This is a genomic window from Streptomyces sp. NPDC055243 (genome assembly GCF_044544025.1).
GTDB lineage: Bacteria > Actinomycetota > Actinomycetes > Streptomycetales > Streptomycetaceae > Streptomyces.
Genome location: NZ_JBITWR010000005.1, coordinates 392389 through 407387 on the forward strand (window position 1 = coordinate 392389; position 14999 = coordinate 407387).

11 protein-coding genes and 3 pseudogenes are annotated in these 14999 nt (G+C 68.8%); 6 read left to right on the forward strand and 8 right to left on the reverse strand.

Going from position 1 to position 14999, the window contains the following annotated elements:
• Positions 1-26: 26 nt before the first annotated feature.
• Complete coding sequence (locus ACIGXX_RS17810) at positions 27-1205, reverse strand: acyl-CoA dehydrogenase family protein (RefSeq protein WP_399976606.1); 1179 nt, start codon at positions 1203-1205, stop codon at positions 27-29.
• A 241-nt stretch (positions 1206-1446) separates the two neighbouring features.
• Between ACIGXX_RS17810 and ACIGXX_RS17815 the strand changes: the two genes are divergently transcribed.
• The 6 genes and pseudogenes from ACIGXX_RS17815 (at position 1447) to ACIGXX_RS17840 (ending at position 9530) form a co-directional block, all read left to right on the forward strand.
• Positions 1447-2478, forward strand: coding sequence for a hypothetical protein (locus tag ACIGXX_RS17815; RefSeq protein ID WP_399976609.1), 1032 nt, complete (start codon positions 1447-1449; stop codon positions 2476-2478).
• Between the two features lie 284 nt (positions 2479-2762).
• Positions 2763-3155 (forward strand): CU044_2847 family protein, encoded by a 393-nt coding sequence (locus ACIGXX_RS17820; protein ID WP_351167593.1) that lies wholly within the window; start codon positions 2763-2765, stop codon positions 3153-3155.
• Positions 3148-5250 (forward strand): trypsin-like peptidase domain-containing protein, encoded by a 2103-nt coding sequence (locus ACIGXX_RS17825; protein ID WP_383825196.1) that lies wholly within the window; start codon positions 3148-3150, stop codon positions 5248-5250. The genes ACIGXX_RS17820 and ACIGXX_RS17825 overlap by 8 nt, the downstream gene beginning before the upstream one ends.
• Positions 5251-5298: 48 nt before the next feature.
• Positions 5299-6306: a MoxR family ATPase gene (locus tag ACIGXX_RS17830; protein WP_351167589.1), complete on the forward strand. Its 1008-nt coding sequence runs from the start codon at positions 5299-5301 to the stop codon at positions 6304-6306.
• Positions 6307-6389: 83 nt separating this feature from the next.
• Positions 6390-7781, forward strand: a pseudogene (locus ACIGXX_RS17835) (SAV_2336 N-terminal domain-related protein); the annotation flags it as partial.
• A gap of 1119 nt (positions 7782-8900) precedes the next feature.
• Entirely contained in the window at positions 8901-9530 is a 630-nt protein-coding gene (locus ACIGXX_RS17840; protein ID WP_351167915.1) for a molybdopterin-dependent oxidoreductase, read from the forward strand.
• A gap of 94 nt (positions 9531-9624) precedes the next feature.
• Here the strand turns inward: ACIGXX_RS17840 and ACIGXX_RS17845 are convergent, their stop codons facing one another.
• The 7 genes and pseudogenes from ACIGXX_RS17845 to ACIGXX_RS17875 form a co-directional block, all read right to left on the reverse strand.
• Entirely contained in the window at positions 9625-9894 is a 270-nt protein-coding gene (locus tag ACIGXX_RS17845) for a DUF1905 domain-containing protein (protein ID WP_351167913.1), read from the reverse strand.
• A 1097-nt stretch (positions 9895-10991) separates the two neighbouring features.
• Positions 10992-11336: a hypothetical protein gene (locus ACIGXX_RS17850; protein WP_399976614.1), complete on the reverse strand. Its 345-nt coding sequence runs from the start codon at positions 11334-11336 to the stop codon at positions 10992-10994.
• Positions 11337-11373: 37 nt separating this feature from the next.
• A pseudogene (locus tag ACIGXX_RS17855) lies at positions 11374-11617 on the reverse strand (IS5/IS1182 family transposase); the annotation flags it as partial.
• Positions 11618-11717: 100 nt separating this feature from the next.
• Entirely contained in the window at positions 11718-12080 is a 363-nt protein-coding gene (locus tag ACIGXX_RS17860; protein ID WP_351174067.1) for an NIPSNAP family protein, read from the reverse strand.
• Between the two features lie 86 nt (positions 12081-12166).
• A complete protein-coding gene (locus ACIGXX_RS17865) occupies positions 12167-12616 on the reverse strand; it encodes a MerR family transcriptional regulator (RefSeq protein ID WP_399976618.1) in 450 nt (149 codons plus the stop codon).
• An 82-nt stretch (positions 12617-12698) separates the two neighbouring features.
• A complete protein-coding gene (locus ACIGXX_RS17870) occupies positions 12699-13064 on the reverse strand; it encodes a MerR family transcriptional regulator (RefSeq protein WP_366465262.1) in 366 nt (121 codons plus the stop codon).
• A 745-nt stretch (positions 13065-13809) separates the two neighbouring features.
• Positions 13810-14928 (reverse strand): annotated as a pseudogene (locus tag ACIGXX_RS17875) (polysaccharide lyase family 1 protein); the annotation flags it as partial.
• Positions 14929-14999 lie beyond the last annotated feature (71 nt).

Genomic DNA, 14999 nt, shown 5'->3' on the forward strand with positions numbered 1-14999 from the left:
CTGCTCGCCGGCCTCGGATGGTCAGGTCAGGCCAGGTCGAGGAAGCTCCATTGGGCGTCCGGCTGGGCGCCGCTCAGCCACCTGCCGCAGTTCTGGAGCACGACGGGGCTCGACGTTATGTGCTGCGCGCCCGTCCCCAGGTCGCGCAAGAAGCGGTCGACCGGGCCGCGGCGGATCGCCGCGGAGCCGGCCCAGCGGTGTACGGTGCGGCCCACCTCGTAGACGGTCGAGGTCGTGTGGTTCAGGACGAGACGGATCAGGGTGTCCTGCTCCGTGCTGGGCAACGCGCCTTGGTCCAGGGTCTGTTCGACGTCCTGCCAGACGTCGTTCACCCAGGCCCGCGCCGCCCGAAGCCTGGCTTCCGCCGTCGCATACTCCGCGTGGAAGTGAGAGGTGTCGACCGCGGCGCCCCGCGAACCGGTGCGCGCCGCGGCGACCCGCTTCAGCTCGTCCAGGAGCCGCCGGCCGACGCCGAGGGCCCAGCCCGTATGCCCGATCGCGGACATGTTGACCAGGCCGAGGCGGTACACGGCCCCGCCGCTGACCGGGGTGTGCGTGGTCGCGGCGTAGGTGTACTCATGCGGGACGTACACATCGGTGCAGTGGTAGTCGACGCTGTGTGTCGCGCGCAGTCCCAGCACGTCCCAGTTGCCGTCCAGGGTCACCTGCGGCTTCGGCATCGCAAGGACCCGCAGCTCACCGGTGCCCTCGACCTGGATCGCGCTGTGGATGTGGGTGGCGTGCGCCATCCCGGAGGCGAACTGCCACTGGCCGGTGACCCGGTAGCCGCCCTCCACGGGCACGGCCAGCCCGGGGCGCGTGCCGTGCCCGGAGAGCAACGCGTACTTCCCGTTGGTCACGTCCGGGAACAGCTCGGCCGCCGCATCCCCGGCGAGGTACGCCGCGGTGGTCCCGGTCATCAGCTGCAGCGCGAGCATGGTCCACCCGGCCGAGGCGTCGTGGTAGCTCGCCCGCTGCACCGTCTCGATCAGCTGCCGCGGCGCGAACTCGTACCCGCCCAGGCTCAGCGGAAGCTCGGCCCGTACGATCCCCGTGTCCAGCAGCGCCCGCGCCGTGTCCTGCGGCAGTCTCCCCAACTCCTCGGCGGCATCGGCCCGTTCATCGAGCATCCCGCCGAGCGCGTCGATCCGCTCCAGCACCCCTGCCAGTTCCGCACTGACATGCAGCCGACCCTTGACCCCCATGGAATCCCTCTCCCTGTGACCTGTTTCCCGATCGTCTCACGCACGCCCGGCGGTCGGCCCGAAGGCTCCAACCAGCGCCAACCATCCGGCAGTTGAAGGCGGCGTGCGGAGCGCATTGCCGACCAGATCGCAGCCGAACTGAGCCGGGCCTGACGCCGGAGACGGATCCCGAGGCACCCCCGTGGGGTGACTGGTAAGCGGGGAGTAGGGTGCGGCGACTGATCGATCACGGGGGTAGAGGATGCGGGGAATACGTCGCTGGGCATGGGCCGGTGCGCTGACGGTGGTGCTGGCGCTGCTCGGCGGCTACGGCTGGTATCGCCTGAGCGACACCGGGAAACGCTGGCGTTACGAAGACAGGCTCGAGTCGTACTGCGGCGGCGTGCTGCCGTACGAGGAGACCGTGGCCTTCACGGGCCTGTCGTCCGACCCGGCCACGGGACTGCCCCACGACGTTCGAGAGGGCACGCCCCAACAGGGGTACGACTTCTGCTGGGTCGAAAGCATGGACATCGTCGTCACCGCCGCACGCATCCCCAACAGCACCTCCATCGACCTGAAGTTCTACCTCCCGCGGCTGCGCGCAGAGGCACTTCCCACACCGATCGGCGGGGGCTGGCGGGGCGTCACCGACGGCGTGAACACCGCGGTCGTTCTTCCGTGCACCAACCAGGACAGGGCGATCACTGCCACCGCGCAGCTCACTACGGAAGAGCCCGACAAGAGCGTGAGCCGCAGGGTGGCCGAACTGGTCACCGCGACCGCGGTCAACGCCGCCGACCGATGGGGCTGCGAGAGCAAGCCGGGCAGCCGTGTGCAGGTCGTCGACCCGGTGTCAGACTCCTCAACTCCCAAGGAGGCCAACGGCACGTGTGCCGGGCTGCCCTGGGCGCGCAACAAGCGGATCGACACGGTCACGGAGACCCCCGCGGACCGGTTCGCGCCCTCCGCGACGTGCTTGTTGGACGACGAGGAAACGGATGACGGCTATCGCCTGCAAGCCTTGTTCGGCCCTTACGCCCTGCGCGAGCGCAATGACGACCTGTACAGCGAACTGAACGCGAAGCCGGCCGGCGGCGGTGAGGAAACCAAGGAGTTCTTCTGGGCGAGTGCCGACTGTCCGGGGGATGGGCCCCGCGCCCTGTTCCAGATCAGCCCGCAGAGCGCGACGTCCGATGATCCGCCCTTCGCGCGAGCCGCGTTGGCGGCATTCGCCGAGCGTGCGGCCGTGCGGCACGACTGCACCGACCTGCAACTTCCGCCCGCACCCTAAAGCCGCTTGAAACGGTGCCTGAAACGGCATCAGTTTCTGCCGTCGGCGCTTCACGGTACGCGGGGTGCTCGTCCTGCGCTGACTTGTCCCCGGGGCGCGGCTCTCACTGATGAGCCAGGTGAACGGGGGGCGATGGACTCTCGGGTTCTCCGTCACGGCAACCCGTGAACTGGCCCGCGGTCAGCGCCCGGCAAGTAGCCTGGACAACTCAGGTATAGGAGAGACCTGTTGGGGCCCGGGTGGGCGCGAATGGCACGGTGATCGGTGACGGGAGCGGCGAAGCGGTGGCGTACCGGGTGCGGGAAGTGGAAATCGGCGGCGAGACGGTCCTCGCCCGTGTGGAGACGCTCGATCCGGACGAATTGGAGCTGCGCAAGCGGCCCACCGAGTACGGCGAGGAGGAAGAAGTCACCGCCCTCGACACCTTGCTGGAACGGGTCGACAGCGTCCAGCGAGTGATCCGGTCGGTCGGTACCTCCGTGCTCGAAGCCGCCCGGGAGGCCGCGCGTGCCGACGAGGTGAGCGTCTCGTTCGGTGTCGAACTCGCGGCCAAGTCCGGCAAGATGGTCGCGTTCCTCGCCGACGGCGAGGCCAAGGCGACCCTCAATGTCACGCTCACCTGGCGACCCGGCGACCGGAGCGATGGCGCGGTCGCCAGTGTGCAGGGGAATGCCTGACCAGACTCCGCGCCTGGACCGGCTGGCCAGGGCGGCGACCGCGGCGATCGGCGCCGTGGACGGCACGCACTGGGGCTCCGCCGGCCTGATCGCCCCCGGCTGGGCGCTGACCGCGGCGCATGTGGTCCGGACTGCGGGACCCGATCCGTACACCGTGAGCCTGTGGAACGGCCGCTCGGTCCCGGCGAGAACCGCCTACCTGTTGACGGGCGTGCCCGAGAGCGGACCTGTCCCCCCGGAGTCGGACATCGCTTTCGTACGGCTGCTGGAGGAGGACACCGACCACGGCTGCGTCTGGCTCAGCGACCGCGGCGATCCGCCCTCGCGGGACGTGCGGGCCTACGGCTGGTATGTCGCCGGCGGCGAGCGTACCGGCGAACTGCTCGAATGGAACGGTCTCTGCGCGGTTGCCGGGAACGACGGCCCGTACAGCTTCCGCCTGGGCCCGCAGACGGAGATCCCCAAGGGAGCCTCCGGCGGACCGATCGTCGATCTCTCTCAGGGCGCCCTGGTCGGCCTCACGAAGGCCAGCAGGCGCACCTCCGAAGGCGACATCAAGGACGGCGGCAGGGCCGTACGGGCCACGCTACTGCGTGAGTTCGTCAGCCCCGTCGTCGTGGATCCCGATGACGTCCTCGGACCGGATCCCTACTATGCCCTGATCTGCGCCCACGACCGGTGGCACGCCGAGAGCGATCTGCGCGAGGGATGGCCCGATGTCCAGGGAAACCTGCCGGGCAACGGGTTGCCGGACAGCCCTGCCTCCTGGTCACCGGGCGACCGGCTCGAGCTGTTCGAACTGCTGGCGGCCCTGCCGGCGCCCGAGGACCCCACGCTGGTCAGGACCCTGCTGCGCGAAGTGTTCCACGACCGGGTGAAGTTCCCGGCCTCCACCTCTCTACGGCACTGGCGGGACGGGCACGGCGAGATCCACCAGCACCGGATGCAGTTCATGATCGAGGCCCTGCCATATCTGAGGTACGCCAAGCTCGTCGCCCTCGCCGCCGGGGCGATGCCCGACACGGCGTCCGCGGCGTCGGAGCTGGCCCGCTGGGTGAGACGCCGCAAACGTCGCCTCGGCTTGGAAACCGACGTCAGCGTGGACCAGGTCGCCCTGCCCCGATGGGCCGAAGGAGACGTCATTTTGCGTGGCGGGGTGAACAACACGGGGGTGCTGCGTCACTCCGACGGGAAGATCCCCCAGGACCCGCCTCCCGCCGCCGAGCACATCCACGTCGGCGTCTTCGACGCCCGGCCCGGCGACGGGCCCAGCGTTCTGCTGGAGCTCGAACCTGTTCTGTGGTCGCCCTCGGTCTCCTTCCACTGGCGTCTGTGCGTCCTCGACCCCGAGCACGACGACGGCGCCGTCGTCGACTCCGACGAGTCCGGCGACGGAATCCCGGCGGACGAGCTGCCTGTGCGCCTGCAGCGCCCGCTGGCCCGGCTCTTCCTCCAGTTGGACACTCCCGAGCGTCGCACTCCGCTGGAGGTCGTCCTGCCGCCCGAGCACTTCGATCTGGCAGTGCATCACTGGCTGCCTCAGGCCACCGTCACCGACCTGGACTTCTCGGACCCGACCTGCTGGCCGCTGGGCGTACGTCGTCAAGTCGTCGTGCGAGACGCGTCTCGCCGGGGCGGCGGCGACCCCCTGTGGGAGATGCGCTGGAAGGACACGGCCGCGGCGGCGCCGCTGCGTGCCCTGCCGACGCCGCCGCCCGGCCGTGTGCTGCGCCGCGCGGGCCTCACCGGCGCCGGCCCGGACCAGGTTCCCGTCGTGTGCCGTCCGGCTGCCGACGCCACCGGCCGTGAGGCCCTGCGCATGGCACTCGAGAGCGGGCACGGCATCTTCCTGTGGAACACCGGAACACACCCCCCGGACGGCTGCGACGACCGATGCCGCAGCTTCAGCGGCAACGCCGCCCAGCTGCTGGCCGCCGCAGGCTCGGCAGCCCAACTGCCCGAGCTGCTGCGCGTCCTGCGTGAGCGGATCCACCGCCGCGACCCGCACGCCTACTGGGCCAAACCTCTGGCCCTGATGTACGACGACGCCGACCGGCCACTGACCAAACCCGCGGGCGTCCTCGACGCCCCCTGACCGCTGACCCGTTTCGTCCGCACCCCGCCTCCAGCACCGAGGAGTACCGTGACCAGCGACTGGCTCATCTACCAGGGCCTGAGCGAACCCCACGACGGCATCACCCGGCTGCCCCCGCCGCCGCCTTGGCGCGCCTTCGACGGCGAGCCTGCGGGGCCCCCGCCACCAGTGCCCGCACTCGACAGCGCCTCCACCCGCCGACTCGGCACATCCCAGGGGCTGTTCGCCGCCCGCGGCCTCCCTGACGAACTCGAGTTGATCAACGCGGCCCTGTACCTGCGCCGCCCCTTGCTGATCACAGGGGACCCCGGAACGGGCAAGAGCACCCTCGCCCATTCGATCGCACACGAGCTGAACCTCGGACGCGTGCTGCAGTGGCCCGTCGTCAGCCGCAGCAGCCTGCGCGACGGGCTGTACCAGTACGACGCCATCGGCCGGCTCCAGGACTCGCAGCTGCCGGGCAGCACCGACGCCGGCATCGGCCGCTATCTGCGGCTCGGTCCGCTGGGCACGGCGCTGCTGCCCTCCGAACGGCCGCGAGTCGTGCTGATCGATGAACTCGACAAGGGCGACGTCGACCTGCCGAATGACCTCCTCAACGTGTTGGAGGAAGGGGAGTTCTCCATCCCGGAGCTGGTGCGCTCCCGCCAGGCCGACGCGGCAGGGACGGTTACGGTGCTGACCGAAGACGGTACGTCCGCGGCCATCGCAGACGGCCGCGTACGCTGCCGTGCGTTCCCAGTGGTGGTGATGACCAGCAACGACGAACGCGACTTCCCCGCCCCGCTCTTGCGCCGCTGCATCCACCTCGACATCCGCACCCCCAGCGCCGACCGGCTCGCCTCCATGGTCCAAGCGCACTTTGGCAGCGCATCCGCAGAGGAGAACGAGGACATCATCGAGCGGTTCCTCTCCGCGTCTCCTGGAGGGCTGCGCGCCGCCGATCAGCTCCTCAACGCCATCTATCTGACCCAGTACAGCGCTCAGGAGGACCCCGTGGGCCGCGAGCGCCTCGCGGACCTGCTGATGCGTCCACTGGGGCCAGGAAGGCCATGAACACGCAGCCGCCCCGGGGCACACAGCCGACACAAAGGGATGCGGGAGCCCCAGGACAGGACGGCACGCGGTCGGGCCCGCCGATGGAGGAGTTCCTGCGCAGGCTCACCGGCGCCGGCTTGTCCGCGTCCCCCGACACCGTCGCGGATGCCCTGTGGCTGGCCCGGTTCGTCACTCCCTCCCCGACCGGTCGGGGGGACGCCGGAGCGGAGGAAGCCCCCGGTCGTACGAGCGCGGACGGCGGGCAGACCGACGGTTCTCGGCCCGCGCCCACTCCCTCCCCAGGGGCCGATTCCGGCGGCGACCGCCTGGTGCGCCTCCGGGCAGCGCCCGGTAAGGCCGCCGTTCCCGCGACCGTCCATGTGCCGGGCGGCGCCGCGCTGCCCGGCACCCGGCCGCTGCGACGCGCCCTGCGCCCCCTCCGGCACTACCGACCACCCGCGGGGGCGCCCTCGGATACCGCCGTCGACGAGGCTGCCACCGCCGAGCTCGCCGCTGAGACCGGCCTTCTGCTGCCCGTGATGGAGAGTCGAGATCGTCCCGCCGCACGCCTGCAGCTCCTCATGGACGTCTCCACCTCCATGGCGCCCTGGCATCAGCTGCTCCGCGAACTGCGGCGAGTGTGCGGCCGCTCGGGTGCCTTCCAGGACATCTCTGTGCGCTACCTGCATGAACTCCCCGGCAACGGAGCTGTCGTATTCTCCAGTTCCCCCCGACCGGACTCTGCGGCAGCTCCGGCCGTCGGGCTCCGAGACCCCACCGGGCGGAGAATCAGCCTGGTCCTGTCCGACTGCACGGGGCCCATCTGGCGCAGCGGCCGAATGCAGCGCAACCTTCACCAGTGGTCACAGACCGCACCGGTCGCCGTGCTCCAGCCGCTGCCGCAGCGCATGTGGTCCCGCACCCACCTGCCACCGGTCCCGGGCACCCTGCGGCGGCAGGACCATGGTGCGCGCTGGGACTTTCGAGCCCACCAGGAGATGCCCGCCCCGGCTTCACACGCCCTCGCCGTTCCTGTGCTCGCTCCGACGGCCTCGGCCCTCGGCACCTGGTCCCGCCTGCTGGCGGGGACCACGCCGGTGGCCAGGGGCGCTGCTGCCTGGGTGCTCCCCGGCCATCTGGCGTCCCGTGCGCCACGCGCCGACGCCGCTGTTCGAGACCCGGCAGCTCTGCTGCGCGCATTTCTCACGGTTGCCTCACCCGACGCCGTCCGGCTCGCCCGCTATCTGGCGACCGCGCCCCTCGTCCTTCCGGTCATGCGCCTCGTCCAGCGAGTGATGCTGCCCCACACCGGCCCGTCGGACCTGGCGGAGGTCCTGCTCAGCGGCCTCCTCACCCGTCGTCCCGAGGCGTCGTCCGACATCGACAACATCCATTTCGACTTCCACGCCGGAGTGCGGGAACTGCTGCTCGAGCGCGTCGACCGCGGCGAGGCCGCCCTCGTCCTGCGCGAGCTCTCTCACTACGTGTCACGCCACTTCGGACGCGGCACGCGGAACTTCCCAGCCTTGGCCGCCACCTACCTCGACGGCACCACAGGACACATCCGCGACCCGGGGACGGGTGACGAGTACGCGCACCCCGCGGAGGCGGCATTCGCCGAGGTATCGAGTCAGGTGCTCCGGCGCTTCTACCCCAGCGTAAGCGAGGCGTCGGGTCCAGCTAGTGCCCCGGCCGCTGAGCCCCTACGGCTGCGGGAGGCCGAGTGGTTCGACCACTTCCGGCGCGCCGACCGCCACCTGCAACGCTACGACGAGGACGCTGCCGTACGGGATCTCGAGGAGGCCATCAGACTGCTGCGCCTGCTGCTGGCCAGTCCATGCGACAACGCGAGGTCGACGTGGCTGCACGGGCTCCTCTCCGGCGCACTGCTACGCCGCTGGCGGGCCTTGGGCATGACCGAGGATCTGGCCGATGCGCTGTCGACGGCGGTCCAGGGCGCCCGTCTGCGGGACCTGAACCGCCCCGTCGCGCCAGGGGACTTCACCACCACCGGCGCTTTGGGGAACGCCCTCGTCGCGGTGGCAGGGGAGCACGACAGGACGGCCGACTGGGTACGTCTCGTCCCCCCAACGTTGCTGGACGGCCCGCGGGAACAGTCCGACTCCTCCTGGGCGGTGTACCGATTGCTGACGCGGGCAGCGGACGCCTACGGCGTCGTGGCGGGCCACCCCGAGCAAGAGGAGTACGAGGAACACGCTGTGCGCAGGGCGGCCGCGATGCTGCTGGCGGCCGACGCGGTTGCCCAGGCCCCGGCGGAGGATGCCGGTGAAGAGAACCTGATCGCCCTCGAGTATGAGGGCTGTCTCGTGGGCGCGCTGGCTCTGCTCGAGGAGGGCGCCGGCCGCGACCCGGCCCGCAGGGCTGCGGCAGCGATGAAACTGACCCGTCACTTCACAGGGCAGGGGCCGGTGACCCGTGCCGAACGCCCGGACCTGGCGGAGCGCCTCGCCCGTAAGGCCAACCTTGCGTTGTCCGAGTTGCTGGCGGACCAGACCGAGAGGCTGGGCGCCGACCATGACGACACCCTTGACACCCGCCGAAAGCTCGGCCGATGGCAGCGGTTTGACTGGAACAGCGGTCAGCCGGACGAGGTGCCAGGCCCGCCGCTTCCCCATGCCCGCGAGCATGCGGCTCTTCCCCCGGGGCAGCGTTTGGTGCAGGGGTGGCCGGTGCGCCATTACGGTCCTGTTCCGAGGTTCAGGCCCGAGCGCTGGGAGTTCCGGATCTTCGGCGCCACGGCCTCCGGCGACAAGTACAGCTGGAACTTCGAGGAGTTCGTCGAGTTGCCCCTGACCTCAGTCGTGGCCGACCTCCATTGCGTCTCCGGCAAGTCCGTCACGGGCAGTGAATGGACGGGTGTCGCCGCGACGACGCTGCTGGCGCTTGCCCCTCCCGCACCCGATGTGACCCACGTAATGGTCTGGGCCGACTACGGCTACAGTGCCAACCTCCGTCAGCACGAATTCGCGTCCGATCGCACTCTCCTGGCACGGTTCCGCAACGGGGAGTCCCTGACACCGGAGCACGGATTCCCGGTGCGTCTGGTGGTCCCCGACAGCCTGTTCGCCTGGAAGGGCCCGAAATGGGTGCGGGGCATCGAATACATGACACAGGACCGCCGCGGATTCTGGGAGGAGCGCGGCTATCACAACCTCGGCGAGGTCTGGCGTGAGCAGCGATACTCCTACCAGGAGGAGGAGGGTGAAGGGCCGGCCTTGTGAGGTGTGCTTGTTGGGCCGTAGAAGTAGATCCTCCGCCACCCCCCCCGGGTAGCGGGTGAGGGCGCGGCTGTCGTAGGTGCTGCTGTTTGCGGAGTCAGGCATCCACTCGCTTCTCCAGGCGGATGGTCACGGTGTCTCCTTCCCCTTTGCCGATCGCCTTGCGTACGTCCGCCTTCACGGGCAACTTGTGCGTGCCGTCCCCCAGAGCCATGAACGAGCTCTGGAAGGGATGGCCGTCGATCGTGCCCCGGACTTTCACGAGGCCGCGGGTGCCGAAGAACTCGGCTGATTCGGGCCATACGACGTAGGTCCAGCCGCCTTTGTTCGGGCTCTTCCGCAGGGTCGCGGTGAACTGTTTGTCCATCATGGAGACCGCCTGTTCAGGAGTTTTCGGTGCCGAATGGGTTGTTAGCGTCCGGGGCCCGCCACTAGGTCAGACGGAGCCAGGCGGGAAAACTCATCGCTGCGCTGGCCACGAACTGGCGCCACCGCACCGCCGCCGACCACCGCGTCGTCACACCACTTGGACACGACAGAGGCCTCCGCCCACGCTTCCCGTTCTGTTCGAGGTCGACTACCTCACTGTCGAACATGCGGAAATCTATGTTGGCTGGAGTAGACATTGGGCGGTGGTGTGGTTATGGTTTCTCTCGTAGCCCAGAGAGACAGCAGGGCCCGGCAGAGATGAACTGCCGGGCAGCAGGACCCGCAAGTGCAGTACGCAGGACGGTGCGGTGGTGGAGTTCCGGAGCCAGAGCGGTTGCAGGACGGTGACGGGACTGACCGCCGGACCGGGTGGCCCGCAGTGATCAGGGGCCGCCGTGAGCAGGACCGCAGTACGAGCAAGTGCAGTTCGCGGTATCCAGCAGTGCAGGTAAGTGAGCAGCACCTCGGTGAAGGCGTCGGCTGCGGACGCGCGCACCGGGAAGTTCGGCAGTGGGGTTCTAAGCCAGAGCAGATGCAGGAGAGGCGACGGGGCTGGCTGCCGAAGGGTGACGCTCCATCAGGTCACCAGTGGTTCGCATCACCCAGCAGTATGCGGTTCCCCGTAGGTGAGTAAGTGTTCAAGAGGGAAGAACGGAGGAGCCGAGCGCCATCAGGATCGCCCGGGCGGACGTGTTGAGCCCGGGTACCGCAGGACATCGATAGTGAGGTGGTCTCCGGTCAAGCAACCGCGATCCCCGCAATCCCGACAACTCCCAGGTCGGGTCGGCGGACACAGAAGGCCGGCGCAGTAGCAGGGCCGGCAGATGGTGTAGCAGTTCCTTCGGGGCCCGGGTGCCACACGGCACCCGGGCCCCTCCACGCGTTGTACCAAGAAGTGCGAACCAGCGCCTGGCCTGCTGTTGCTCCATGAGCGCGCACCCGCCGTCCCATCCGACAGTCCGCTTCCCCAGGCCGCGGCGCACGTGGGCAACACGATGATCTCAGCGCGACAGGAACGGCACGAGCGCGCTCGCGTCACCAAATCAGGATGCCGACCAGGGCATGCACGACGGCTGCAACGGTGCTGCCGACGATCTGGCGCAGGTTGCGTTGTCCCAGTCCGATTGCTGCGTCCATGGCCTGGGAGAGGGCTGCACCGAACAGGCACAGGCCGGGTACGACTCCCGTGGCGAGAAACGGAATGACGGCGGCGAGCAGGCAGAGTGGGACGGCTTTGGCCGCGTACATCTGTGCGTAGAAGCGAACACCGACGCTTTCGGCGCCCTTCGTGACGAGCGCCGAAGGACGGAGTGCGGCGAGTATCGCGGAGAAGACGCCACCCGCGGCGAGAATCGCGTTCAAGGCGAAGAGGATGATCACGGTCCAAGTGTGCAGTTCGATTCAAGGAGGCTCGCCGTCAGCGGCTTGACCTGGACATTTGAAGGATGAGGACTGCTCGGGCAAGGGCAGGCGGTGACTCGGGCCGTGGAGCAGCGAAGCTTTCGGAGGAGCTGCCAGGACTTGAGGATGGCCATGGCCTGCTCGACGAGTGCGCGGACCTTTCGTGCGGGACCGGACCACCGCTCTTCGGCCAGTGGAAAGGGTCTCCCATCGTCCCCAGTACGCCCCGTGCGGACCGTGCCGCCGGCGTCTCGAGAGCCGGCGAATCTTGCGAAAGCTCCGCTGCGGCACCAGCCACAGGACCAACGTGGTGAAGCGTCCTCATCCGTCACCACGCGTCAGCGTGAGGTTGTAGAAGGCTCACTGCTGGGGCGCGCCTGCCTGAAAGCCTCTCGCGGTGGTCGGGGTCCTCGCGAAGGCGAGTGATCGGAGAAACCGCGTCTGTTCGTGCTCCACTGTGGCGTCCAGCTCACCCATGGCTTCCAGGGCGCGGGGATCGCCGAGCGTCATGGCTTGAAGTGCGCGTTCCAAGTGGCCCTGGTCCTCGATCTCCCACAGATTGAACGCCTCGTACAGCGGTCCGACCTGCGTCACCGTGCCTGCGACGAGCGTGATGCCCTGGGATTCGAAGAGTTCGCGGATTGTCGCCATGGCGGCCTCGTAGCGCGCCAGGTTCGCGAAACCGTACTTGAGCTGGAGCTGCGCCAGCATGTAGCTGCTCATTCGGCCGTCTTCCCTGTATGGGCCCTTTTCTTCTCTCCGGGGCCTATGCCTGGAAGGTAGACGTTCACACTGGTGTGAAGGGCAAGTCAGCTGTCGCCGGTCACGGCGTTCAGCACGGCTTCCAGGCCGGTCAGCTTGGCGTGCAGTTCTTCCGCCTCAAGGGAGAGTTCGGCGTGCCGCGTGCGCAGCAGTGCCTCGATACGGGGTGCGGAGTCGGGGAGTTTCCACTCCTGGACCACTGTGCGGATCAGGTCGCTCGGCAGGCCCGCGCCGTACAAGCGCTGGATGAAACCGACGCAGTCGGCGTCCCTGGCCTGGTACCGGCGATGCCCTGCGGCGTTGCGTGCGGGGAACAGGAGGCCTTGCTCCTCGTAATACCGCAGCGACCGCGTGCTCACTTGGCACCGGCGAGCGAGTTCACTGATGGACAGCGACTCGGAGCTGTGTACGTGACTGTCCTCCACTGCCGGGGGCACGGCCCTCGGAGATGCCGCAGCGGCGTCACGCGATGGATTGGCCGAGGAATAAGAACGCATAGTGGATATCAGGTCCTGGTCGGCGATGCGGACTGGTGCCGTCGGACATGCCGGATGGGCCGGCCGCTCGGCGGGTGCGGGCTCAATCCTCTGTGAGACGTGCTTCAGACAGGTAGGTCTGGATGGCGTCGCGGTTCCGGGTGAGTGTGTCGATCCGACTCTGGATGTTGGCGAGCTCGTGGGCCAGGCTGGCGGCGAGCTCCGAGTCCACCGTCGCCCGCAGCGACGCGCCCGACCCGGTGAAGCAGCATCCGATGCCTTTGATGGCCTCGGTGCCGAGACCGGACCGGAGCAGGTCGCGAACCCGCTCCGCGCATGCGACAGATCCCTCGGAGTAGTCCCGGTAACCGTTGGGGAGACGGCGGGGGTGAAGCAGGCCCTGCTGCTCGTAATAGCGCAGCGAGCGGCTGCTGATCCCTGTGTGCTGAGACAGCTCACTGATCTTCAAGCTGCGCCCTGCTCTCCATCGACTTGACCTTGACATCAATGTATAGGTCTAACGTCCCGGCCGTGAATCACGTCGCAAAGACCACGTCCTCCCGCCGGTCCGGGACGGTCGGCCCCGCGGAGCGCAGGGGCCGCGCCGTCGGCCGTGGTGTTCGCCGGCAACACCGCCGCGCTGGCACTGGTATTCGTAGCACTGGCCGCGACGGGCGAGTTCACGACCGTGAGCCTCATCCCGATCGTCAGATGGGGGCTGCTCTTCGCGGGTCTGCCCACCCTCCTGCAGTCCGCCGCGCTCACGGCCGCACCGCGGGCCCAAACCACCGTGTCCGCGTCGTGGTTCCTCATCGCCGGCGCCCACCGGCATGCCTTCCCACGACGTCCCGTCACCTGCGCTGCCGCCCGAGCGGAACAGAACAGCGGCGACAGCACGGCCCTCGACGCAGGCGACGCGTCTCTCAGCGCCCGCCCACCCGCTGACGCTGACCAAGTGGGTGCCACGAGCCCGTCATGCCCGGAGCAGTCAGCCATGGGCAGGTGTGACTGAGCATGCCCAACCAGGCTGTGTGGGCGATGCAGTTGACCAGATCCAGGTGCCGCCATGCCGCTGATCACGCTGGCGCACCGGGAAACCCCAAGATCCCATACCGGTGTTGCGAACCGCGGGGTGGACAGCTGGCGTGGCGTTGCCGTCCTGACGGTGCGGCGGTCTCCCGCTGGCCGTGCCGTCAGGACGGCTGCTGTGTTCAGCAGGTGCCGTCGGACACCTTGAGGCCTGTGCCGGCTCCCGCGGTTCTGTTCACGATGCTGGGCACGCAGGTGGCGCTGTCGAGGGAGTGGGAGTAGGGGATGCTCACCGTGGTGTTGGACGTCGGGTTGGGGCCTGCCGGGCGGTATTCGTCGTCGGCGGGGGACCAGGTCACCGTGTCGAAGGTGTTGCCGCTGACCTGCCAATAGCCGGCCGCGTCGGTGTAGAAGGTGCCCAGGACGTCCTTGGAGTTCTTGAAGTAGTTGTTGTCCACCTTGGCCTTGGCTCCGGCACGGGAGTTGATGCCGGACTCGTTCAGGCCGGTGTAGTAGTTGTTGTAGATGTGGGCCGTGCCGCCGCGAAGCAGAGGCGTGCGCGAGTCGATGTTCTCGTACTTGTTGTGGTCGTAGGTGATGTAGCTGTTGGAGACGTCACTCTCGCTGGATCCGACGAGGCCGCCGCGCCCGGAGTTGCGCAGGATGCTGTACGACAGCGTCACGTACCGCGTGTTGTTCTTCATGTCGAAGAGCCCGTCGTAGCCCTGCGACTCCCCGCCCGAGGCCTGCAGGGTCGTGTGGTCGACCCAGATGTTGCGGACGTCGCTCTCCATGCCGATGGCGTCGCCGCCGTTGGAGGTGGGGGAGCCGGACTTCTTGACGTTCTTGACGGTCACGTTCCGGATGATGATGTTGCTGGACTCCCGTATGTGGATGCCCAGTTGGTCGAAGACGGCGCCGCTGCCGACGCCGATGAGCGTGACGTTGCTGATCTGCTTGAGCTCGATCACGCCGGCGGCGGTGTTGCAGCTGTCGCCCGACACCTTCGCGGTGTTGGCGTGGTTGATCGTCCCCTCCACCTCGATGGTGATCGGGGTGTCGTCGGCGGCGCGGTTGCACAGGGCGGTGTGGATCGCGGTGCCCGTCGTGGCCCGCACCGTCTGCCCGCCCGCGCCGCCGGTGGTTCCGCCGTTCTGTGTCGCGTAGCCGGTGGCGCTGCCGGCCGCGGCCGCGGCCGTGGGTTGCGCCGACGCCGTCGGCAGCGTCAGCGCCGCACCACTGGCGGCCGTGACGGCCAGCACGGCCAGCGTGACGTGCAGTCTTCGTGAACGTGCTCGGCTCATGGTCGGCTCCCTGGTGTTCATCGTTGAATGCCGGGTGTTGTCGTCCCGCGTGCCGTAGTCGTCGCGGGAGC